A 19,685-nucleotide genomic window follows, 5' to 3' on the forward strand; every position below is an offset into this window, starting at 1 on the left:
GAACCTTGGCCCGCGAACGGCAGCCCGCCTCAGCCGAGTTCGCCGTGATCCAGCGGATAGACCGGCCGCCGCACCCGCTGGAACTTGCGCGCGCCGATATTGGCACTGCTGAGGCCCGTGCCGTCGATCTCGACGATCTCGGACGCGATCGGACCGAAGGCGGCGCGGAAGTGCTGCTGCGACTTGACGACGACGATCTGATAGTCGGACGGCTCGATGCCGACGGCGCGGAAGAGGTTGCGATCGAGCATCTGCTGGCGTTCGCTGCAAATGAGGATGTCGATGCCTTCGACATGAAAGCGCACGCTCGGCCCCATCGTCGCCGGCAGCCCTTGAAACATCGGCCCCTCGAAGACGATCCTGCCGTCCGAAATCGCCTCCACCCTGCCCTTGATCGTGATCGGCCCGCCGCCGACTTCAGGGTCGATCTTGCAGCCGAGCGTAACCTCGCGTGTCGCACCGATGCCGGCAGCGATCAACTCGGCCACGACTTCCGGATCGCAGAGCGCGCCGAAAGCCGCGTTTCGGACGCCGGTATCGAGCAGCCTGGCGAGCACGCAGGTGGAATCGCTATAGGCACCGCAGCCGGGATTGTCGGAGAAGTCGGCAATGACCAGCGGCCCGGCCCCATCTTTCGCAAGATGCGCCGCGACGATGCCGGGCAGCGCGTCGAGCGGCAGCTGCACATCCTGGTGCTCGCGCCGGTCCCAGATCTCGCGGCAGAGACGCTCGGCCTCGGCTTCCGCGTCTTCGGCCGCCACCCGGTTGCGGTCGTAGCAGATAACCGCCGATGGGCCGGTATTGAAGATATCGGCATCGTAGAAGCCGGCATTGATCGAGGTCGCCAGCATGCCGTCGCGCGCCGCGATCCCGTCGGCAATTTCGAGCAGCTCGGTCATGGCGCAGGCATGGGTCGTGCGCCCGTCGTTGCAGCCGTTCAGCATCGGCGGCTGGCGGATGGCGAGCGCCGGCCGGATTTCGCCGCGCATGGCGCGCTCGAGCAGCGCGCCCGCCTTGTGGGCGCATTCGGCCATGTCCACATGCGGATAGGTGCGGAACGAGACGGCAATATCGAGCAGGCCGGCCATTTCGGGCGCCGAATTGGCGTGCAGGTCGAAGGTCGCGGCGATGGGAAGTTCCGAACCGACGATGCCACGCACCACCTCCAGAAGCTGGATCTGCGCATCGTCAGCCGTTTCCGTGCACATAGCCCCATGGAAGACGATAAACACGCCGTCGAGCCTTTCGCCGTCGAGCGCGCTTTGGAGATCCGCGACGAAGCGCTGCCGCATCGCTTCCTCGATCCTGCCGCCGGGTTCGGCCCGCGCCGCCACGGTATAGACCGGCTGCCAGCCGTACGTGTCGCAACAATCGATGAAGCCGCCGATCTCCGAATTGGTGCCGCGGCAATGGGTTTCTATCTCGGCGCCAACGAAATAGTGGCAGGCCTCGAAGTCCCTGAACCCGGTCTTGAGCTTCGAAAACGTGTTGGTTTCCTGGTTGAATTCGAGAACGGCGACCCGGAAGCTCATCCTATGCACTTTCATTTTGCTGACTGGAAAAATCGAGAAGACGGGCGCCGGGGAAAACGCGAAACCCCGACGCCGCGCCTGTTCTCCTGCCGCGCGATGCGTTGAACGCAGGGCGCGACAGGCGAATTCTGGATGGTTGGAGTTGAACCTTGGATCCGCGGCGGCCCCTCTCGGCAGCTTAGAAGAGACGCCCTCGCGCATCTTCCGAGGAGTTGCCCCTCACCCTAACCTTCTCCCCGCAGGCGGGGAGAAGGTGGCCGGCGGGCCGGATGAGGGATAGAGCCACAAACCTCAGCGGAAATACTCGCTCGTGGTCTTCGGCTTTGCCATGATGTCGAAATCGAAATACTGCTTGCGGATCTTGTCGTAGGTGCCGTTTTCCATGATCGTCTTCAGGCCGGCATTGAGCTTGGAGAGCAGCGCCTCGTCGCCCTTGCGTACCGCCATGGCGTTGCCCTCGGCCGTGTCGAGCACGAAGCTCTCGCCGACAAAGGCGCAGCAGCCGCTTTCTTCCTTGGCCAGCCACTCCGTAAAGGCCATCTGCCCTTCGAGGATCAGGTCCAGCCGGCCGTTTTCCATGTCGAGAAACACTTCGCTCATCGTCGGATAGAGCTTCACTTCGCTATCGGGAAAAAACTCCTGCAGCGCCTCGACCGCGACTGAGCCGGACTGCGTGCCGATCACCTTGCCCTTCAGCGCCTCGGGCGAGATGTCCTTGAGGCCGAGATCCTTGCGGGCGACGAAGCGCATGGCGTTGAAATAGTAAGGGGTTGTGAAGTCGACCTGCGTCTTGCGATCCGGATTGATCGCCATCGAGGCGATCATCACGTCGAACTTCTTGGCCTGCAGGGCCGGGATGATGCCCGCCCACTCATTGGTGCTCCAGACACAGTCTACCTTGATTTCGGCGCAGACCGCCTGGCCGATATCGTAGTCGAAGCCTTTGATTTCGCCGGCTGCGGTCACATAGTTGAATGGCGCGTAATCGCCCTCGGTGCCGATCGCCAGCGTCTCGGCATTGGCGGTGCCGGCCGCAAACAGCGCGGCGATGACCGATGCGGTCATGAACTTCCTTTTCATCTCGTTCCCTCTGTCCTTCCTGTCGGCCACCCACGAAGTTCCGGTCGCAAGCGTGACCATTGGCCTGACCAAAGGAGCAACTTGCTTGAAACTATCTGGATTTTCGGCCGATTTCAGTTTTCGTTTTGCTTTATTATGCTTCGACAATGCGGGAGGTCTCCAGCCTTCGCAATGTGAAAGAAATCATTCCAGCTATCGAAAAAATTCATGTAGGCTGCAACCGATCCAGACCCGGAGCAACGGATGCGTGACCTGCCGAGCCTCAAATCCTTGCGCGCCTTCGAGGCGGCCGCGCGCAACGGCAGCCTGACGGCCGCCGCCGACGAGCTCTGCATCGGCCAGGGTGCGATCAGCCACCAGATCCGGAATCTGGAACTCAATCTCGGCCTTCGGGTCTTCGTCAGAAAACAGCACGGTGTCGAACTGACGCCGGAGGGCGGGCTGCTCTATGCCTCCTGCCAGCGCGCCTTCGACGATCTCGAAGGCGTGGTCCAGCACATCCGCCCACGCACGAGCGACAAGATCCTGCGCGTCCGGGTCGGCCCGTTCTTTTCGATGAAAGTGATCGCGCCGCGCATCTCCGAGTTTCTCGCCGCCAATCCCGGCGTGCAGATCCACCTCTCCCACCTCGAAACGATCACCGCCGGCACCGGCCCGGCCGACGTCACGATCGCCTATTGCCTGCAGCCGCCACCCGGACGCTTCACCCGCAAGCTCTTGCGCGAGCGCCTGGTGCCCGTCTGCGGCCGCGACCTCTGGCAGGGCGACAGGCAGGCACTGCTTTCCGGCAACCGGCTGCACTATCGCGGCCTTCAGGAGTGGCAAAGCTGGATCGCCTCCTCCGGCCTCGCCCTTCCGCGCAGCCGCCAGGACCTGATCTTCGACGACCAGCACATCATTCTCGAAGCGGTGAGAGAAGGCCAGGGCGTGGCGTTGATCGACCGCACCATGGTCGAACACGAACTCAAATCCGGTCAGATTCGCCTGGCCCACGACCATTTCTACGAGCCGCCCGAAACCTACCAGTTCGTCTGCCAGGAAGACCTCCTGCGCACCAAGCCGGTAACAAAGGCCTTTCTCAACTGGCTGATCGCCGAGATCGAGGAGCGCGAGCGGCAGAGCGCAGAGGCAGTGCAAACATCTGGCACAAGCTAGCCGTCGGCGGCCGGCGAGCGTCCCTCCTCCCCACCCAACACAAGAACCGGCCGCCGCACGCCCGTCGCGCACGGCGGTCGCACCCTTAGACGGCAGCTCCTTGCACAGCCCCGGCGAGCGGATCGAGCATGGCCGTTACATCATCGGGGAGGATGATGGACGCCGCCGCGACGTTCTCCTCAAGGCGGCTGCGCCTGCGTGTTCCGGGGATTGGCACCACCTTCGCATTCAACTTGCGGCCCTGCATGTGCAGCCAGGCTAGTGCCAGCTGGGCCGAGGTAATGCCGAGGCCACGCGCGGCTTCCTCGACCTTTGCCACCACCTGCATGTTCGCCTGGTGGTGCTGCGATGCAAAGCGCGGGAAATTCCTGCGTGCATCTCCCTCCGTCAGGGATTGGGCAAAGGCCTGGCCGGTCAGCATGCCACGTCCGAGCGGAGAGTAAGGCACGAGCGTCACGCCGAGTTCGAATGCAGCGGGAACGACATCTTCCTCGATCTCACGCGTGAAAACAGACCATTCCGACTGCAGCGCTGCAATCGGATGGATGGCATGCGCGGCCCGCAGCTCCGCCGCGGTCACCGCCGAGAGGCCGAGCCAACGGACCTTTCCGGCCGCGACCAGATCGGCCATCGCGCCAATGGATTCTTCGAGTGGTACGGCATCGGTGCGGCGATGCATGTAATAGAGGTCGATGACATCGACACCCAGGCGCTTCAGAGAGCGGTCAGCGGCAGCACGAATGAACTCGGGCCGGTTGTCTATGCTCCAGTCCTCTGGGCTTTGCGGCGTGCGCGCATAGCCGAACTTGGTGGCGATCAGGACCGCTTCACGATGCGTCCTGACGAAGGACGCAAGAAAGGCCTCGTTGGCGCCGATACCGTACATGTCCGCCGTGTCGAACAGGGTGACGCCGAGTTCGAGCGCCCGTTCCAGAGTGGCGCGAGATTCGGCCTCGTCCGTCGTGCCGTAGAACTCGCTCATGCCCATGCAGCCGAGGCCCTGGGCTCCGATCAGCGGGCCATCCGAGCCGAGTTGGACGCGGTGTAGAATCTTTTCCTTGCTTGTCATCATGGGTCTCCAATTCCAGACAAGCAGCTCTTATAAGTATTGACCATACTCTATGGTCAAGGGTTTGCTGCATGCTGATTTCGGAATTTGCGAAGGCCACGGAACTGCCGGTCGATACGATCCGCTTTTACATTTCCAAGGGGCTGCTGAAGCCGGAGCGCAGCGCCAAGGGCGGCTCTAATCCCTATCAGCTGTTCAGCCAGGAAGACGTTACCGCCGCGCGGATGATCCGGCTGCAACAGACGCTGGGTTACTCGCTGCGGGAGATTCAGGCCCTCAATGACGCCTATCGCGCCGGCGAAAGTTCGCCCGCACGAACGGTCGAGATCCTGCAAACGCAGATCGCGCGACTAGAAGAGCGGAAGGCCGCGCTGGACGCGGCTCTCTCGTTCCTGCGCGGCAAGGTGGACTGGATCAAGGCAGGCAAGCCGGACACGGCGCCGCAACTGGAGGACTACCGGTGCTGACGGTCCGAAGCTCGTCCAGCCCCTGCTCCCGCGAGATGACAGGAACATAGCCCAGCGCCCGCTTTGCCTTGCCGATATCAAGCGAGATCTCGACGGCCGACGTCGCATAGGCCTGTGATGTCAGCGGAACGCTGATCCTCCCCCTGGAGAGGGCAGCGAGCACATCGCCGCCCCAGGCAACGGCTCTGACGACGGCGCGGGGAACGGATTTTTCCGGCGGGACGATCCCTTGCGTTTCCAGAAGCTGCGAGACGAACGTCCTGAACGGCACGGCATCGCCATCGGTGATGAAATAGACCTCCCCGCCCCGCCCGTTTGCAAGCGCAAGCGCCACGGCCTGGCACAGGTTGGCGATATGCGTGGTCGAGGTCAGGTAGGTGCCTCCCGCGATCCAGGCGAGCTTGCCGGAGCGGGCAGCCTCGACCAGTGCCGGCAACGCCGTGGTATCGTCACGCCCCCAGACGAAGCGCGGCCGAAGGGCAACGACCGGGAAAGCCGGACTGCTGGCCGCAAGGGCTACACGCTCGGCCGCCGCCTTGCTGCGCGAATAGCTGCCGGCCGGGCGGCGCGGAAACGGCGCCGTCTCGTCCACCTGCACCAGCGGGTGCCCATCGGCAAGCACGGATTCGGTGCTGATATGGATCGCTTTGCGGATACCGGCGGCGCGGGCCGCCTCCATGACGATCCGTGTGCCATCCTCGTTCACCCGGCGCTGCTGCGGCGTGCCTGGTCCATGATCGGTATCGGCCGCCGCATGGACAAGCGCGTCGCAGCCCGCCATTCCCGCGGCGATGTCTGGACTGAGCAGGTCGCCCATAAAGGCCGTCGCACCGAGTTGGCGGACGCGGTCGGCCGCCTTCTGGCTGCGCGCCAGAGCGACAACAGAAACGCCCGTCGTGACGAAATGGCGGATGAGGTTGCGGCCGACATAGCCGCTGCCACCGGTGATGAAGATGCGCCGGAACGGGGCGCGTTCGCCCGTGGCCACGGCGGATGTGGCATCGCATGCTTGGTTCATTTCACTGCACCTATGAGGTTTGGACGCTTAGCGCTCGTCCGGAAGATCGGCTGCCTGCGGGGTTGCAGTCACGAGCCAGTTGATTTCGCGCAGCACCTCGTCGCGGTCCGCACGCGCAAAATGGTGAAAGTCGAGATATTCGAGGAACTTGAGACCCTCGAGCGCGAGATAGGCAAGCAACGCCCCGCGCGGCGACTGGGAGTTCTGAAGAATTCTCGCGATCGTCGTATCCTGGCTTGCCTGCATCTTCCGGCGCAAACCGGCATCGAGCGTAAGCGCCGCGCTCAGGTTCAGTGCCACCGCCCGGAATTCCTCGGGCGGCGGTTCGGCCGCAGCAACGATGCGCCCCCTGACCGCTCGATCCTGAATGTCTCCGATCTTCTGCTCGACCTGCGCATGGTGTGCGTTGTCGCGCTCAAACGCCCGGTCGACGACGGCCTCGATCAGCGCCTGCTTGGACTTATAGTCATAAAGCACACTCGCCTTGCTGACGCCGGCTTCCCTGGCGACGGCATCGACAGTCAGGTTGGCAGCGCCATCACGACCGACGACCCGTTCGGCGGCATCCAGCACCTGCTGTTGATCAATTGCGCGTTTCCGGCCCATGGCTCCATCCGATTTATTTCCGACCGGATGGTTATAAATAATCTATCGGCGCCTTTGTCAAGCGCGTCGGATCCCTTAGAAAGCTCTGGATCGCCTCCTCCGGCCCCGCCCTTGCGCGCAGCGCCAGGACCTGATCTTCGATGACCAGCACATCATTCTCGAAGCTGTGAAAACGCAGCCGAACCCCAGCCCGATCATTGGTTGCTCGCGGACTACCGCGCCGATCCGCCTCTACACGAAGTCGAGAGAGCGTGATGTCGGAGACTGTATCCGCAGAACGGCGATGCCGGGTTGGGGCCTTGAAAGCAACCTCACGGAAGGCGACCCGCGCACTTGACCTTGCCCGTCGGCGGTCCGGGGAATCGGCGAGACCTATCGCGACAACAAATACTCTCCGTGATTGCGCGGCAATGAATTCGCCACCGAAGAGACGTTGATGCGCGACTAAAATTGCTCGGCGCGGTCATGGTGTATCGCGCCAAGCCGCTGCTCTCATAGACGATCACCCCGCCTGCTGCGTCCCATGCGCGTGGATTACCGCATCCGCCTCCTTGCCGTAGAGCTCCTCGAAATGGTCGAAGCTCTTGGAGAAGTAACCGATGCCTTGCGTCGCGGCCCTTAGTGTCCGGGCGAGATCGTCGAGCGCCGATCCCGGCACCAGGGCGCGAAAGATGTCCCAGCCCTTGGCCGTCTCGTCACGGTCGAAGCCGAGCACCTGGCCCTTGTAGGTGGAGACGATCGGCACCAGGCTGCCGGAATAGATCGAGGGGATGTGGATCTCGACGCGGATGACCGGCTGCATCAGAACCGCCGAGGCCTGCGACAGCGCCTGGCGCACGCCCATCTTGGCGGCCGCGCGGAAGGCGAAGTCGTTGCTGTCGACCGCATGGTGCTGACCGTCCGTCAGGGTCACGCCGACATCGATCACCTGAAAGCCGAGCGGCCCCTTCTCCATCGCTTCGCGCGCGCCGGCCTCGATCGCCGGGATGAAGTTGCGCGGCACCGCCCCGCCCTTCACCGTCTCGGCGAAAGAGAAGCCGGCGCCGCGCTCGTTCGGGTGCACGCTGAGCTTGACGTCGGCGAACTGCCCGGCACCGCCCGTCTGCTTGCGGTGGCGGTAGTGCACGTCGGAGGGTTTCAGCACGGTCTCGCGATAGGTTGGGCTCGGCGGCCTGTCGGTGACGCCGACATGGAAGACGTCGGCCAGCGTCTTGCAGAGATCGCGCAGGTGCATCGGCCCCTGCACGCAGACGAGCTGCGCGCCGCTGCCTTCCTCCTGCATGACCGCGAGCCCGCGGTCGGTCTCGGCGAGCTTGGCAAGCGTGCCCGAGAGCTTGGTCTCGTCGCGCTCGCTGTCGGGCACCAATATGCGCACCAGCATCGGCGTCGGCGGCAGCGTCCAGTCCGGCGCCTCGGCGGTGCTGCTGGCGGCGAGCAGCGCCGGCACCGGTAGATGGTCGGCCTTGACAGCGGCAAAGATCGCGCCCGCCTCCGGCGTGGCATTCGGCAGCGGCTTGCCGGTCGCCGGGTCCTGCAGCGAGCCGAGGCTGCCGCCGCCGAGTGTCGCGCCCTGCTTGATACCGGATGTCAGCGCCCTGACCAGCACGGTCTTGCCGACATTCGCCTTGTGATAGGCGTGGAAGCTGACGGCCGAAAGCGCCGTCTCGGCGATCGGTCCGGCCTCAGCCAGTCTCTTTCGAAGCGCGTCGACCTGAGGCGCCTCGTGGCGCAGCGCCTTCATCAGCCGCAGAATGCCGTTGGCGTGGCTTGCAGCGCCCACCAGCACCGGGATGATGCGGTTTTCCTTCAAGAGCCGCGTGGAGATCGCATAGATCGTGTCGTTGGCCGGCGCCCGGTCCTCGATCAGCTCTTCGAGCAGCCAGTCGTCGAATTCCGAGAAATGCTCGAGTAGCTCGGCCCGCGCCTCCTTTTCCCGATCCATCACCGTGTCGGGGATTTCGATCAGCGCCGAGGTCTGTCCCTCGCGGTAGCGCCAGGCGCGCTCGGAGATCAGGTCGCAGGTGCCGACGATCTTGTCGCCTTCGCGGATCGGCACCTGGCGCAGGAGCAGCATGTGGCCGGAATAGTCCTGAAGCGCGGCGATCACGTCGCGCAGCCGCCCCTGCGGCTCGTCCATGCGGTTGATGAAGAGAATGCAGGGCGTGCCCGACGCCTCGATCGCCTTCAGATAGGGCGCGGCCAGCACCGCCTCCTCCGGCACCGGCGAAACGCAGAGCACGCAGGCGTCGCTGGCGATCAGCGCGTGCTGGGCGTGGCCCAGCGCCTCGGTGCCGCCGGGTGCGTCGAGCGCGCACCAGGCTTCGCCGCCAAATTCGAATTCCGTGAGGTTCAATCCGTAGGGTGAAGCAGCTTTTCTGGAGGCCCCCTCCAGACCGGCCAGCTTGTCTGCCAGCGTGGTCTTTCCGGTCTGCGAGGGCCCAAGTACCGTGAAGCAGCGCATCGGCAATCCTCCCCTGTCGCGATGACGACGGGCGCCGAGCGTTGCGACGCCCTTGTTCTATTAATTCTAGGGCAGCTTTTGCGCTTTCAATGGTAGCCGGGCACGATGGCGGCAAGTCTTTACGCGTGCGCGTCCTTTTCCGGCGCTAACCGCTTGGAATCGATCAGCATGGCGTCCCCAAAAAATCGGCGCGTATCCGGCGCGGCTGCCGCCGTTCTGCGCCACGGGCCCCGATCTTTTGGCCCTGAACCCCGAAAACCGATTGCGAAACAGGACCGGTTTTGCGATAAACGGGCACGTAAAGACCTGACGACCGATCCGCAAGCGTCCCTTCCGCACTGGAGAATACGCGCATGTCCCTCACGCTTTACCAGCATCCACTCGCTTCCTTCTGCCACAAGGTGCTCATCGCGCTTTACGAAAACGAGACCCCGTTCAAAAGCAGCCTAGTCGACCTGCTCGACCCGGAAGAAGCGGCCCGCTTCGCGGCGCTGTGGCCGGTCGGCAAGATGCCGGTCTTGACGGACAGCGCTCGCGACGTGGTGATGCCGGAGACGTCGATCATCATCGAATATCTCGACCGCCATTATCCCGGACGCCAGCGGCTGATCCCCGATGACCCCGACATGGCTCTGAAAGCCCGGCTCTGGGATCGCTTCTTCGACAACTACATCCACGTGCCGATGCAGAAGATCGTCACTGACACGCTGCGGGCGCCAGGTGAAAGCGACCACCGCGGCGTTGCCGATGCCCGCGCCGCGCTTGGCTTGGCCTATGGCATGGCCGACGCGCACTTCGCCACGCATGAATTTGCCGCGGGCGATACGTTCAGCCTTGCCGATTGCGCCGCCACTCCGGCTCTCTTTTATGGCGGCATCGTCGAGCCCTTCGATGAGACCCATCCGCATCTTGCGGTCTATTTCGAACGGCTGCTCGAACGCGCGTCCGTCCGCCGGGTGCTCGCCGAGGCGCGTCCGTATTTCCATATGTTCCCCTACCGGAACCTGATGCCGGAGCGGTTCTTCGAGATGTAGAGAATGTCGCGCAAAAGGGCGCAGCGGGTTGCGATAGACAGCTCAATCTGAAAATCGCGATGTGCTTCAGGCGCCGCCGGCGTCAATTGTCGGCGCGATGCCGCGTTGAACCACCCTGCTGCTCCAGCCACATGGCGTTTTCGAAGAGCACGCGCTCGTCGGCAATGCCCCTGCGGAACTGGCCCGTGATGTGGCGGGCCAGCCGGTCGGCACGTTTGCCGTAACGCGGGATGTCGCACCAGATGCAGACCCGGTCGAAGGTGCGTTGCAGCATATCAAGATCGTCGGGGCCGATCGGGCCGTCCGGTTCGCGTGCAAACTCCTGCATTGAAACCTCCTGGCTGCCAAGGGCCGGCGCGCCGCTATCCGCGTACGCCGCCAACCGCGGGTCGAAACCAATTGTGCCTTTCAGGGCGGACGCTCTTACGAATGCCCGCCGGCTGCGGCGGAAGTGACGCGTGGCACTTGCTTCCGCCCAATCGCCGTTGCACGGACACCCGATCTCGGCGAAGGCCTGATCGATCCGGTCCATGGCGTGCAGGAGAAGCGCCTGTGGCCTGGCCGTCCGAGACATTCCGCGACCGCCCGTATCGGGTCGAAAACGCGAACGATCTTACAGCCGCCGGAGCCGCATCCTGCCCAGCGAAGGCGGCAGTATGCGCCGATCGGGAGATAAAGCAACGTCGCCGCACGCGAACCCTGCCGCGATCGGTCGTTTCCAGACCGGCACGAAGGTCACGCGTCATCCATGCCTCCGCCGGTCGAAAACGGCGCCGGCGGGGCATGCGAGGCTTGGCTCAAGCCTACTTCACCTGGGCCGGCGGCGTGCCGATCGGGAAGGCGATGGTGACGAAACCGGCCGTGCCTTCCGGCCGGTTCTTGGCGCCAAATTCCTGGAAGACCTTGAGCGTCAGCGATACCGGCGTCTCGGCCATCTTGAAATTGTAGCCCATGGTGCCGCCGATCGCGGCAATACGGCCCTTGAACGGGCCGAGCCTTGCGCCGGCGCCACTGTCGCCGGTCACCTGCTGGTAGAAGTAGCCTGCAACGCCGGCGGAGAACTCCTGCCCGAAGTGCTTGGTAACGGCCCATTCCGCGTGGAATTCCGTACCTGTGCGGTAGTCCGTCGCCGGGTTCTCGCCGTTGAAGGTGAAGCCCGCGGCGCCCGAGATGTCGAAGCCCGTTTCCGGGTTGAACCAAGTGCCGGCGAGCGTGAAGTCGCCAGCCCAGCGGTTGAACGAGAGATTGGCGAGCTGCCCCTTCTGGTAGTCGCCGATCGGCACGTTGACCGAGGCGTTCGCCGTCAAGGGCGCCGCAACGCACCACAGACCCGCAACGGTTGCCGATGCGGACAACAGACGCTTTACAACGCTCATCGAGTGATTCCCCTTAATCTCTCGACGAAACGATAGCATTTTGCCGTGTTCAAGCCAGCCCTAAGAAACCGGAGCTGCAACCACCGCAACATCCGATTGCAGAGTGTTGCAGGCCTACACACTGGGCCCGCGCCGCGGACGCGGCCTCTTTGACCGCCACTTGACCGCCGCTGTCGCCTTCGGCTTTCATCCGGTGGAGCTTGCGTTCCCGTTTCCCCACCAGCAAAGGACCAGAGACCATGGAATACCGGCTGCTCGGCCGTTCCGGCCTGAAAATCTCTGTCATCACCATGGGCACAATGACGATCGGCGGCCGCGGCAAGTTCGCCGAGGTCGGCAATGTCGGGCTGAAGGAGGCGCGCCGCTATGTCGACCTCTGCCTCGATGCCGGCGTCAACCTGATCGACACGGCCGACATCTATTCGACCGGCCATTGCGAGGAGATCATCGGCGAGGTCCTCGGCGGCCAGCGCAAAGCCGGTGTGCTCGTCGCCACCAAGGCGCGCTTTTCGATGGGGCCGGGGCCGAACGACGGCGGGCTCTCGCGCCAGCACCTGATTGCCGCTTGCGAGGCGAGCCTGAAGCGGCTGAACACCGACGTCATAGATCTCTACCAGGTGCATGAATGGGACGGCCTAACACCGCTCGAAGAAACGATGGAGGCGCTCGACAGCCTCGTTCGCAGCGGCAAGGTCCGCTATATCGGCTGCTCCAACTATTCCGGCTGGCACATCATGAAGGCGCTCGGCGTCAGCGCGCTTGAAGGCCGCCAGCGCTTCATCAGCCAGCAAATCCACTACACGCTCGAGGCCCGCGAGGCTGAATACGAGCTGATGCCGATCGCCATCGACCAGGGGCTCGGCGTGCTCGTCTGGAGCCCGCTTGCCGGCGGACTTCTCTCCGGCAGGCACCGGCGAAACGAGACACCGGAAGGCACCCGCCAGCTTGCCGGCTGGAAGGAGCCGCCGATCCGCGACGAGGAGCGGCTCTGGAAGATCGTCGACATGCTCGTTGCCATCGCCGCCGAGCGCGGCGTGTCGCCGGCGCAAGTTGCGCTCGCCTGGCTGATCGGCCGCAAGGGCGTCACATCCGTCATCATCGGCGGCCGCACCGAGGCGCAGTTCAGCGACAATCTCGCTGCCGCAAACCTGAAGCTCACCGATGAGGAGAAGGAACTGCTCGACGCCGTCAGCCTGCCGCCGGTGATCTACCCTTACTGGCATCAGCTCTGGACCGCCAAGGACCGGCTCGGCGAGGCCGACCTGTCGCTGCTCGGGCCGCATGTCTGACGCACGTGGGAACGGACCTGCGACCCGGGCCGAGTGTCCGGGCCGTTAGGATGAAACCAAGGCGTGTCCCTTGCGCGTTACGATAAGCTGAAAGCGCCCTAGGCCGTGTTGACAGAGTGGCTTCGCAAACCGGCTCGGGCATGTTTCAACAGTGCTTTTTAGGAAAACCGCACCCAAGTTGCGTTGCTGGAGACAAAGTCGTGTATGACTTCAATCATTTAGAGCGCCGAGCAAAAGAATTGATCGCAAGCGGGAATGCAGCGGACGCCATCAAGATTTATCTTTTCATGGCAGATGGCGACCAGTCGCTGGATGCCGGATATCTCGGCGAGCGACTGGGGGAGTGCTACGAGAACCTTGGCGACCTGCATGCCGCAAAATATTGGTATGGAAGAGCGGTAGAAGAAAATCCCGACGTCAGGCAGGCCTCTGTGGAAGCGCGTAAAAGGCTCCACCAAGTCAGCATCGATCCTTTTCTGGGGGACGCAGAAAAGTAGTCGTAGCTCGCCAACCGCGCGACCACGGGCCGAAAACTACTTTTTCAACACGACCTATTTCGCAGCGAAGCAATAGAACAGCCCCTCGCCGCCGGTGCCCTTGAAGGCCTCGACGGTGCAGCCGCCCCGCGTTGCGTGCGAAGAGTTCCAGGATTTGGCCTCGGCGGAATCGTTCAATCCCGTGCGGTCGCTGTGGCCGACGATCGCCGCGCCGTCGGCGCCGCCCATCGTCCAGTTGCCGCAGGTGTCCGGTGCCGCCGTGCCATCGGCTTTCGAGCCCGTCAGAATGTCGTGGCGGTTGGGCGTATCGCCGCGCCCGTTGATCACCTCGCCCTTTTCATTGAGCGCCGTCTGCTTCGTCAGGTTGTTCTTGTCGCTGTGGAGCGATGCGACATCATCGGCGATCTTCTCGCCCTTGGCGTTGTACCAGGGGCCTGCGCCGATCCGGTCCTTGGCGTTCTCAGCGTCGGTGGAAAGATAGGCCTTCCAGCTCTTGCCCGTCGCCCCCGCTGCCTTGGCGAGCGTATCGCAATAGGCGTCCGCCCCGGTGAGGCCGCCCAGATCGCCGCCCTTTCCGGGGTTCACGCTGGTGACGAAGAAACTCATGCTGGTGTCCTGCGCATAGGCCGCGCCGGAACAGGCCAAGGCGAATGCGATTGCTGCTAATGCGCGCTTCATGGCTCTCTCTCCCATCAACTGTGCCGAAAAGCCTATCGGCCGCCGCCAACCGAGTAAAATCGAATTGCCGTGATGGAGACCGCGCCATCTCAACGGATGGCGACGCAACGCGCGCGGCGACCTCTGCGCCACGTCAGGTGAAGGGCGATCCAAGCGCCGAGAGCCTCGACAGGTTTGAGGATGGCCCTTTTGCAGCAGAAGCGCTGCCCCTCACCCCCTGCCGGGACCTTCTCCCCGTCACGACGGCGAGAAGGAGACGTGGTCACCCGCTCCCCCCACAGAAACCTGGCCTACCTTAGGTTTGTGAGATCAGCCGCCGAGTGACGGTGCCCCCGTCGTCCATGTCCCCTCTCCCCGCGTGGCGGGCAGAGCGTTAGGGTGAGGGGCAGAGCCGGGCGCGTTCGCTCGGCAGTGCAAACAGGCATCAGCCGGCTAACCCTTGACTTTCCGCCCAACATCGCCATTTCATATCATATGATACACTCAGTCACCGCATAGGAGACATTCATGGCGCTGGCGCAACCGGCTTTCGCACCCGCTCGGCAGGAAGAAGCTGTGATCGTAAAGGCGGTGGTGAAAGCCTGCGACCTCTGGAACCTCACCAATAGGGAGGCGGCCCAGCTCTTCGACGTGCCGATCGCCACCTGGAACCGCATGAAGGCCGGCGACTTCAAAGGCAGGCTCGACCAGGACAAGCGCATGCGCGCGAGCCTGATCGTCGGCATCTTCAAGGGCCTGCGGCTGTTCTTCAACGGGCCGCTTACCTATCAATGGCCGAAGGCGGTCAACACCGGCCCGCTGTTTTCCGGCCGCTCGCCGGTCGACCTGATGATCGAGGGCGGCATTCCCGTGATGATGAAGGTCAGGCGCTATCTCGACGGGTTGCGCGGCGGCCTATGATCGCGCTGCCGGAAATCGACTTCAACGAGCCGGCAACCGTCCGGCTGATCTCGACCGCCTATATCGACGAGCCCGCGGTCAAGCCGCTCGCCGACGATGACGACGAGATCGAGATCCTCAACCGGCTGGAGGCGATGACCTCGGCGCGGCTGAGCCCGCTCGCTCTGCCCATCGGCGTCGATCCTGCCGAACTCCTGAACGAGACCTTCGGCTACGGCTGGTCGCTGATCAATGCCGCCTTCTGCCATGCCCGGCCTCCAGGCAACCGCTTCAACGGCGAGGAGCGCGGCGCCTGGTATTGTGCCTTCGGCCCGCGCGCACTCCAGACCTGCCAGGCGGAAATCGTCTATCACCGCACCCGGGCGCTTCGCGAGGCCGGCAGCTTTCACGACATCGGTCGCTACCGCGAACTGATCGCCGGCTTCACCTGCCGCTTCCATGACGTGCGCGGCGAAGTGGACGCCGCCTATCTCTCCCCCGACACCGCCGTCGCCTACCCCGCCGGTCAGGCGCTCGCCGCCACCATTCTTGCAGAAGGCGGCAACGGCCTGATCTATCCGTCGGCCCGTGATCCCGAGGGCACGTGCCTCGCCGTCTTCCGCCCCTCGGTCATCCAGAACGTCCGCCAGGGCCACACCATCACCTTTGAATGGACGGGCAAAGCAGAGCCACGCATCGTCGAGGAAACCTGAGCGGCTGGCGCGAAGGCCGTTTCTTTCTTGCCATCGCAATGTTGCGGTAATGCGCCCGTTGGAGAAGGGCTCGCTTTCCGGATTTCGGCGCCTCGAGCGGCCCGGCCGGCACGGCAGAAACTGAAAACGTATAAATCAGATTGTTATTGACGCTTTGCCAGGCTGGACGCGTGTCCCCGTCCCTCCGGTTCCTTGCCCCCAACTCCCTCGCCCGCTGATCGGGAAAGGGAACGGCAGCGGCCCGGCTCCGCCTACCCTTCGGCTCCCCTGCCCGCCCCGCAGAGGGAACCGCTCGCGCCCAGGCGCAGGATGTGGACGCCGAGAGCGCTGCAAGGTCCCTTCTCCCCGCTCGCCCCGCGGGGAGAAGGTGACCGCAGAAGGGATTAGACAGAGACTGCCTCCCAGGCCACAGCGTCGACCACGAGGACCGAATGACGATTACACTCCTGCCCGTCGATACCGTCGATGCCGATGTCATCCGAAGGCTCGACGTTCACGAAAACCAGATGGATTTCATCGCCAGCAACGACGAATCTCTCGAAGAACTCGGCGAACGCCCCGAATGCGTCGGTTTTGCCGTGATGGCCGAAGGGGCGCCGGTGGGTTTCGCCATGTATGCGCTCGACCCCGATGACGGCAACCACTGGATCTACCGACTGATGATCGATGCCCGCCACCAGGGCAAGGGCTATGGCGCCAAGGCGCTCGCAGCCCTCCTGGACCACATGGCCAAGATCCCTGAATGCGGCGACATCTATCTCGGCGTCTACCCGGAAAACACCCGCGCCCACGCCCTCTACCACCGCTTCGGTTTCCGCGAGACCGGCATGGTCCTCGGCGATGAAAAGGTCATGCGGCTCGACCGCAACTAGGCGGTGGCACGATCCGACCAAACAACCTTCCTCCGTCCAGGCGGGGGAAGGTCCATGAATTCGTTCCGGGTGCTACCATGACACCACCGTCAAGAACCCGGAGCAAGCCGCCGTGCCGCTGACCAGCCAGATTTCAGTCTATGATCCGCGATGGCCCGATCTGTTTCTCTCCGAGCAGCAGCGCATCCGCAGCGTATTCGCAAATGCGCTCGTCACGATCCACCATGTCGGCAGCACCGCCGTCCCCGGTCTCGCCGCGAAGCCGGAAATCGACCTTCTGGGCGAGGTGTCCGAGCATCGCGACGTGGGCGATGTGACGGAGCGTATGAAATCGCTTGGATATGTTCGCGGCACGGACCTTTCGCAGGACCACCACTTCTATCGGCGCGACGTCAATGGCGTTCGAACCCACAAGGTCCATGTGTGCCGGTCAGGACATTGGCAGATTGAAAGAATGCTGCGGTTTCGCGATCTTCTGCGGCAGGATCCGGACCTCAGCGCCCGCTATCAGGCGCTGAAGCTGCACCTCGAAGCCACGAACCAGCATGGCATCGGCGAGTACCTCGCCTCGAAGGCTCCCTTCATCGACGCTGTCTTGGCGCACAAGCGCGAGCGAGATTGATATCCGGCCCCGATTGCGGACATCCCGCCATCGGGGCACTATGCCGCCTCGGTACAATAGCGGGAGCGGCTCATGCTTGACGGCTCATGTCACTGCGGCAATGCGAAGTGGACGCTCAAAGGCGACCCCGGCCCGATCACCGCCTGCAACTGCACGCTCTGCCATCGCTACGGCACGCTCTGGGCCTATGACTACGAAGGCGAGCGCATCGCAGTCAGCGGCGAACTCACCGCCTATACCCGCGCCGACGAGAAGGACCCGACGCTCGAAATCCTCTTCTGCCCGACCTGCGCCGGCGTCGTCGCCTGGCGCAGCCTCAACCTCGACGCACAGGGCCGCCGGCGCATCGCCGTCAATGTCAGACTGGCCGCGCTGGACCGGGTCGCCCATCTCCCGATCGACCATTTCGACGGCTTCGATACCTTCGAGGACCTGGCACCGGACGGCCGCTGCGTGCGCGATCTGTGGGCGTGACCAGTGAACACAAGCATCGGTTGAGGCGAACTGATACTCAATATCCGGGGATGAGGGTATACGAAGCATGGCGAGGCGCTGCTTTTCCGGATGACTTATTCCGGTGTGCTGCGTAGCCTGGAGAGCATGGGCTTGGGGAATTGGACAGATACGGAAAATGACGCGATCGTCGCGGCCTATTTTTCCATGCTTCGCGACGAACTTTCTGGTCAATCCTACAACAAGGCCTTGCACAACCGGGTTCTGCAAGAAGCGCTCGGAAGAAGTCGCGGCTCGATAGAATTCAAACATTGCAACATTTCGGCTGCTGCGAGAGGGTTTGGTCTTCCCACCCTCAGCGGTTACCAGCCGCGGTTCAATTTTCAGATGTCCTTGGCCGAGGCAATATCCCGTTGGTTAGCGCAGCATCCGCAATGGGACAGTGTCCTTGGTTCCGGTCCGGCATTCGGCATGGCCGAGCCACTGGCGCTCTTCATCGGTGTCCCGCCCACTCTCCACAATGCCCCACCCCCCGACGAATTGACACAGATGCAGACGGTCGCACGGCGTTTCGATGTGGCCGGGCGGGACGAACGCAACCGTGCACTCGGCCGCGCTGGAGAAGAGCGCGTACTCCAGCACGAACGCGCGCAGCTACTACAGAGCGGTCGTCAGGATCTGGCCCGCCAGATTCGGTGGGTGGCGCAGGAAGATGGCGATGGCGCGGGCTATGACATAGCAAGCTTCACGCCGGATGGGCGCGTGCGTTTGATCGAGGTAAAGACCACCAACGGTTGGGAACGAACGCCATTCCATATTTCGCGCAACGAACTTGAGGTGGCCCAGACGCGACGCGAGGAGTGGTGCCTCCTCCGTCTCTATGATTTCTCACGCCATCCACAGGCCTTCGAACTGCGACCGCCTCTTGACGCTCATGTCTCGCTCATCGCGACCAGCTATCAGGCAAGTTTCCACTGAGTAAGCTGAAGCGGCTCACCTCGACACTAGGGAAATCAGCAAACGCTTCACGTCGATCAATGTGTCGCGAGCACCCTCGCCTCGACCGGCTGGTCGATGCCTTTCAGGACCAGCAGCCGGGTGCCGGCGCCCGCCGTCAGCGTTTCCGCCTGAGCGGCCGTCTCCGGGGAAAGCAGAATCTCGCCCGCCTCGGCCTGGGATTCGAGCCTCGAGGCCAGGTTGACCGTGCCGCCGATCGCGGTGAAATCGCTGCGGAATGTCGAGAACTCGCCGATCTCGACCTCGCCCGAATGAATGCCGACGCCCACGCCGAGCGGCCGTTCGCCGAGGTCGTCGAGGTCGAGGCGGCCGAGTGCATCGGCGCAGAGACGCTGGATATCGCGTGCTGCCATGATCGCCGCTTGCGCATGGTCTTTCCGGATGATCGGAAAGTTGAAGATCGCCATCAGCCCGTCGCCCATCTGCTTGTTGACGATGCCGTCATGCGCCCAGATCGCCTGGGCGCAGCGATCCTGGAACAGGCTGACGATCTGGCTCAAGCGCACCCGCTCGATCCGCTCCGAAAGATGCGTGAATCCGCGGATGTCGGCAAACAGGATTGTGGCGCTTGCCGCAACGTGACTCTGCTTCTTCACGTAACGGAAGGAGCGCTCGCAGATCGTACAGATGTTCGGGTTCATCTTGCTGCGGGTAATACCGAAGGCACGGAACGGCAGCGCCAAGGGCCCGCGGATCGGGATCGGCACATGCATCTGGTCCCAGCATCCCCGGCAGATGCGGGCGTCATGGCTGGCGGCAGGCTGAATGGAAGAGGCGTCTGTCATGGTGCGCATCTGCTCCGGCTCGCATGACCCGATGGCGTCAGCGAAGCTTCGGACATTTGCAGCACTTTAGCAACGGCTGGAT

The 19,685-nt window shown here is 63.5% G+C and carries 21 protein-coding genes; 11 read left to right on the plus strand and 10 right to left on the minus strand.

Annotated elements, in window-relative coordinates; translation table 11 throughout:
• Positions 1-29 precede the first annotated feature (29 nt).
• Both IB277_RS09700 and IB277_RS09705 read right to left on the minus strand, forming a co-directional pair.
• Positions 30-1,532, minus strand: coding sequence for a M81 family metallopeptidase (locus IB277_RS09700; protein ID WP_034793222.1), 1,503 nt, complete (start codon positions 1,530-1,532; stop codon positions 30-32).
• Positions 1,533-1,823: 291 nt separating this feature from the next.
• Positions 1,824-2,612, minus strand: a complete 789-nt coding sequence (locus tag IB277_RS09705; protein ID WP_244546695.1) for a transporter substrate-binding domain-containing protein — start codon at positions 2,610-2,612, stop codon at positions 1,824-1,826.
• A 243-nt stretch (positions 2,613-2,855) separates the two neighbouring features.
• Here IB277_RS09705 and IB277_RS09710 point away from each other — a divergent pair, with 243 nt between their 5' ends.
• Positions 2,856-3,767, plus strand: a complete 912-nt coding sequence (locus IB277_RS09710; RefSeq protein ID WP_051659269.1) for a LysR substrate-binding domain-containing protein — start codon at positions 2,856-2,858, stop codon at positions 3,765-3,767.
• Positions 3,768-3,852: 85 nt separating this feature from the next.
• Here the strand turns inward: IB277_RS09710 and IB277_RS09715 are convergent, their stop codons facing one another.
• Positions 3,853-4,836, minus strand: coding sequence for an aldo/keto reductase (locus IB277_RS09715; RefSeq protein WP_089043644.1), 984 nt, complete (start codon positions 4,834-4,836; stop codon positions 3,853-3,855).
• A gap of 71 nt (positions 4,837-4,907) precedes the next feature.
• On the opposite strand from IB277_RS09715, the gene IB277_RS09720 reads away from it, so the two are divergent.
• Entirely contained in the window at positions 4,908-5,303 is a 396-nt protein-coding gene (locus tag IB277_RS09720; RefSeq protein WP_089043565.1) for a MerR family transcriptional regulator, read from the plus strand.
• On the opposite strand, the gene IB277_RS09725 is transcribed toward IB277_RS09720, so the two are convergent.
• The 3 genes from IB277_RS09725 to IB277_RS09735 form a co-directional block, all read right to left on the minus strand.
• Positions 5,251-6,321, minus strand: a complete 1,071-nt coding sequence (locus tag IB277_RS09725; RefSeq protein ID WP_090294145.1) for an NAD(P)-dependent oxidoreductase — start codon at positions 6,319-6,321, stop codon at positions 5,251-5,253. The genes IB277_RS09720 and IB277_RS09725 overlap by 53 nt on opposite strands.
• Before the next feature lie 27 nt (positions 6,322-6,348).
• Positions 6,349-6,927: a TetR/AcrR family transcriptional regulator gene (locus IB277_RS09730; protein WP_034793213.1), complete on the minus strand. Its 579-nt coding sequence runs from the start codon at positions 6,925-6,927 to the stop codon at positions 6,349-6,351.
• Positions 6,928-7,429: 502 nt separating this feature from the next.
• The gene (locus IB277_RS09735) at positions 7,430-9,388 is read right to left on the minus strand and encodes an elongation factor G (RefSeq protein WP_192370963.1); all 1,959 of its coding nucleotides are present in this window, start codon (positions 9,386-9,388) and stop codon (positions 7,430-7,432) included.
• A 353-nt stretch (positions 9,389-9,741) separates the two neighbouring features.
• On the opposite strand from IB277_RS09735, the gene IB277_RS09740 reads away from it, so the two are divergent.
• The gene (locus tag IB277_RS09740) at positions 9,742-10,422 is read left to right on the plus strand and encodes a glutathione S-transferase family protein (protein WP_089043562.1); all 681 of its coding nucleotides are present in this window, start codon (positions 9,742-9,744) and stop codon (positions 10,420-10,422) included.
• A gap of 82 nt (positions 10,423-10,504) precedes the next feature.
• Here the strand turns inward: IB277_RS09740 and IB277_RS09745 are convergent, their stop codons facing one another.
• Positions 10,505-10,750 carry a hypothetical protein gene (locus tag IB277_RS09745; RefSeq protein WP_034793196.1) on the minus strand — a complete coding sequence of 82 codons (246 nt, stop codon included), beginning with the start codon at positions 10,748-10,750 and terminating at the stop codon, positions 10,505-10,507.
• Between the two features lie 475 nt (positions 10,751-11,225).
• Positions 11,226-11,798, minus strand: coding sequence for a transporter (locus IB277_RS09750; RefSeq protein WP_246812721.1), 573 nt, complete (start codon positions 11,796-11,798; stop codon positions 11,226-11,228).
• A gap of 239 nt (positions 11,799-12,037) precedes the next feature.
• On the opposite strand from IB277_RS09750, the gene IB277_RS09755 reads away from it, so the two are divergent.
• Complete coding sequence (locus IB277_RS09755) at positions 12,038-13,087, plus strand: aldo/keto reductase (protein ID WP_192370965.1); 1,050 nt, start codon at positions 12,038-12,040, stop codon at positions 13,085-13,087.
• A gap of 200 nt (positions 13,088-13,287) precedes the next feature.
• A complete protein-coding gene (locus IB277_RS09760; protein WP_244496818.1) occupies positions 13,288-13,584 on the plus strand; it encodes a tol-pal system YbgF family protein in 297 nt (98 codons plus the stop codon).
• Positions 13,585-13,638: 54 nt separating this feature from the next.
• On the opposite strand, the gene IB277_RS09765 is transcribed toward IB277_RS09760, so the two are convergent.
• Positions 13,639-14,262 (minus strand): hypothetical protein, encoded by a 624-nt coding sequence (locus IB277_RS09765; RefSeq protein ID WP_060516083.1) that lies wholly within the window; start codon positions 14,260-14,262, stop codon positions 13,639-13,641.
• 507 nt (positions 14,263-14,769) lie between these two features.
• Between IB277_RS09765 and IB277_RS38000 the strand changes: the two genes are divergently transcribed.
• The 6 genes from IB277_RS38000 to IB277_RS09795 all read left to right on the plus strand — a co-directional run bounded on the left by IB277_RS38000 (position 14,770) and on the right by IB277_RS09795 (position 18,779).
• Positions 14,770-15,162, plus strand: coding sequence for an antitoxin Xre-like helix-turn-helix domain-containing protein (locus IB277_RS38000; protein WP_034793180.1), 393 nt, complete (start codon positions 14,770-14,772; stop codon positions 15,160-15,162).
• Positions 15,159-15,854, plus strand: coding sequence for an RES family NAD+ phosphorylase (locus tag IB277_RS09775; RefSeq protein ID WP_090294156.1), 696 nt, complete (start codon positions 15,159-15,161; stop codon positions 15,852-15,854). The genes IB277_RS38000 and IB277_RS09775 overlap by 4 nt, the downstream gene beginning before the upstream one ends.
• A 431-nt stretch (positions 15,855-16,285) precedes the next feature.
• Positions 16,286-16,726 (plus strand): GNAT family N-acetyltransferase, encoded by a 441-nt coding sequence (locus IB277_RS09780; protein WP_060516081.1) that lies wholly within the window; start codon positions 16,286-16,288, stop codon positions 16,724-16,726.
• 112 nt (positions 16,727-16,838) lie between these two features.
• Entirely contained in the window at positions 16,839-17,348 is a 510-nt protein-coding gene (locus IB277_RS09785; protein ID WP_090294159.1) for a GrpB family protein, read from the plus strand.
• Positions 17,349-17,420: 72 nt separating this feature from the next.
• On the plus strand, positions 17,421-17,822 hold the full coding sequence (locus IB277_RS09790) for a GFA family protein (protein WP_090294160.1): 402 nt from the start codon (positions 17,421-17,423) through the stop codon (positions 17,820-17,822).
• A gap of 90 nt (positions 17,823-17,912) precedes the next feature.
• Positions 17,913-18,779, plus strand: a complete 867-nt coding sequence (locus IB277_RS09795) for a DUF3883 domain-containing protein (RefSeq protein WP_244546697.1) — start codon at positions 17,913-17,915, stop codon at positions 18,777-18,779.
• Positions 18,780-18,835: 56 nt separating this feature from the next.
• Here IB277_RS09795 and IB277_RS09800 read toward each other — a convergent pair whose 3' ends face one another.
• On the minus strand, positions 18,836-19,603 hold the full coding sequence (locus tag IB277_RS09800; protein WP_090294443.1) for an adenylate/guanylate cyclase domain-containing protein: 768 nt from the start codon (positions 19,601-19,603) through the stop codon (positions 18,836-18,838).
• Positions 19,604-19,685 lie beyond the last annotated feature (82 nt).

Origin of the sequence: Ensifer sp. ENS07 (assembly GCF_014852185.1) — a bacterium.
Taxonomy (GTDB): Bacteria; Pseudomonadota; Alphaproteobacteria; order Rhizobiales; family Rhizobiaceae; genus Ensifer; species Ensifer adhaerens.

Bases quoted from the DNA above. Each gene is read 5' to 3' on its own strand.
- IB277_RS09735 (WP_192370963.1), bottom strand. From the start codon at position 9,388: ATGCGCTGCTTCACGGTACTTGGGCCCTCGCAGACCGGAAAGACCACG.
- IB277_RS09765 (WP_060516083.1), bottom strand. From the start codon at position 14,262: ATGAAGCGCGCATTAGCAGCAATCGCATTCGCCTTGGCCTGTTCCGGC.
- IB277_RS09755 (WP_192370965.1), top strand. From the start codon at position 12,038: ATGGAATACCGGCTGCTCGGCCGTTCCGGCCTGAAAATCTCTGTCATC.
- IB277_RS09775 (WP_090294156.1), top strand. From the start codon at position 15,159: ATGATCGCGCTGCCGGAAATCGACTTCAACGAGCCGGCAACCGTCCGG.
- IB277_RS09715 (WP_089043644.1), bottom strand. From the start codon at position 4,836: ATGACAAGCAAGGAAAAGATTCTACACCGCGTCCAACTCGGCTCGGAT.
- IB277_RS09795 (WP_244546697.1), top strand. From the start codon at position 17,913: ATGACTTATTCCGGTGTGCTGCGTAGCCTGGAGAGCATGGGCTTGGGG.
- IB277_RS09800 (WP_090294443.1), bottom strand. From the start codon at position 19,603: ATGACAGACGCCTCTTCCATTCAGCCTGCCGCCAGCCATGACGCCCGC.
- IB277_RS09720 (WP_089043565.1), top strand. From the start codon at position 4,908: ATGCTGATTTCGGAATTTGCGAAGGCCACGGAACTGCCGGTCGATACG.
- IB277_RS09725 (WP_090294145.1), bottom strand. From the start codon at position 6,321: ATGAACCAAGCATGCGATGCCACATCCGCCGTGGCCACGGGCGAACGC.
- IB277_RS09740 (WP_089043562.1), top strand. From the start codon at position 9,742: ATGTCCCTCACGCTTTACCAGCATCCACTCGCTTCCTTCTGCCACAAG.
- IB277_RS09710 (WP_051659269.1), top strand. From the start codon at position 2,856: ATGCGTGACCTGCCGAGCCTCAAATCCTTGCGCGCCTTCGAGGCGGCC.
- IB277_RS09700 (WP_034793222.1), bottom strand. From the start codon at position 1,532: ATGAGCTTCCGGGTCGCCGTTCTCGAATTCAACCAGGAAACCAACACG.
- IB277_RS09745 (WP_034793196.1), bottom strand. From the start codon at position 10,750: ATGCAGGAGTTTGCACGCGAACCGGACGGCCCGATCGGCCCCGACGAT.
- IB277_RS09750 (WP_246812721.1), bottom strand. From the start codon at position 11,798: ATGAGCGTTGTAAAGCGTCTGTTGTCCGCATCGGCAACCGTTGCGGGT.
- IB277_RS09780 (WP_060516081.1), top strand. From the start codon at position 16,286: ATGACGATTACACTCCTGCCCGTCGATACCGTCGATGCCGATGTCATC.
- IB277_RS38000 (WP_034793180.1), top strand. From the start codon at position 14,770: ATGGCGCTGGCGCAACCGGCTTTCGCACCCGCTCGGCAGGAAGAAGCT.
- IB277_RS09790 (WP_090294160.1), top strand. From the start codon at position 17,421: ATGCTTGACGGCTCATGTCACTGCGGCAATGCGAAGTGGACGCTCAAA.
- IB277_RS09705 (WP_244546695.1), bottom strand. From the start codon at position 2,612: ATGAAAAGGAAGTTCATGACCGCATCGGTCATCGCCGCGCTGTTTGCG.
- IB277_RS09730 (WP_034793213.1), bottom strand. From the start codon at position 6,927: ATGGGCCGGAAACGCGCAATTGATCAACAGCAGGTGCTGGATGCCGCC.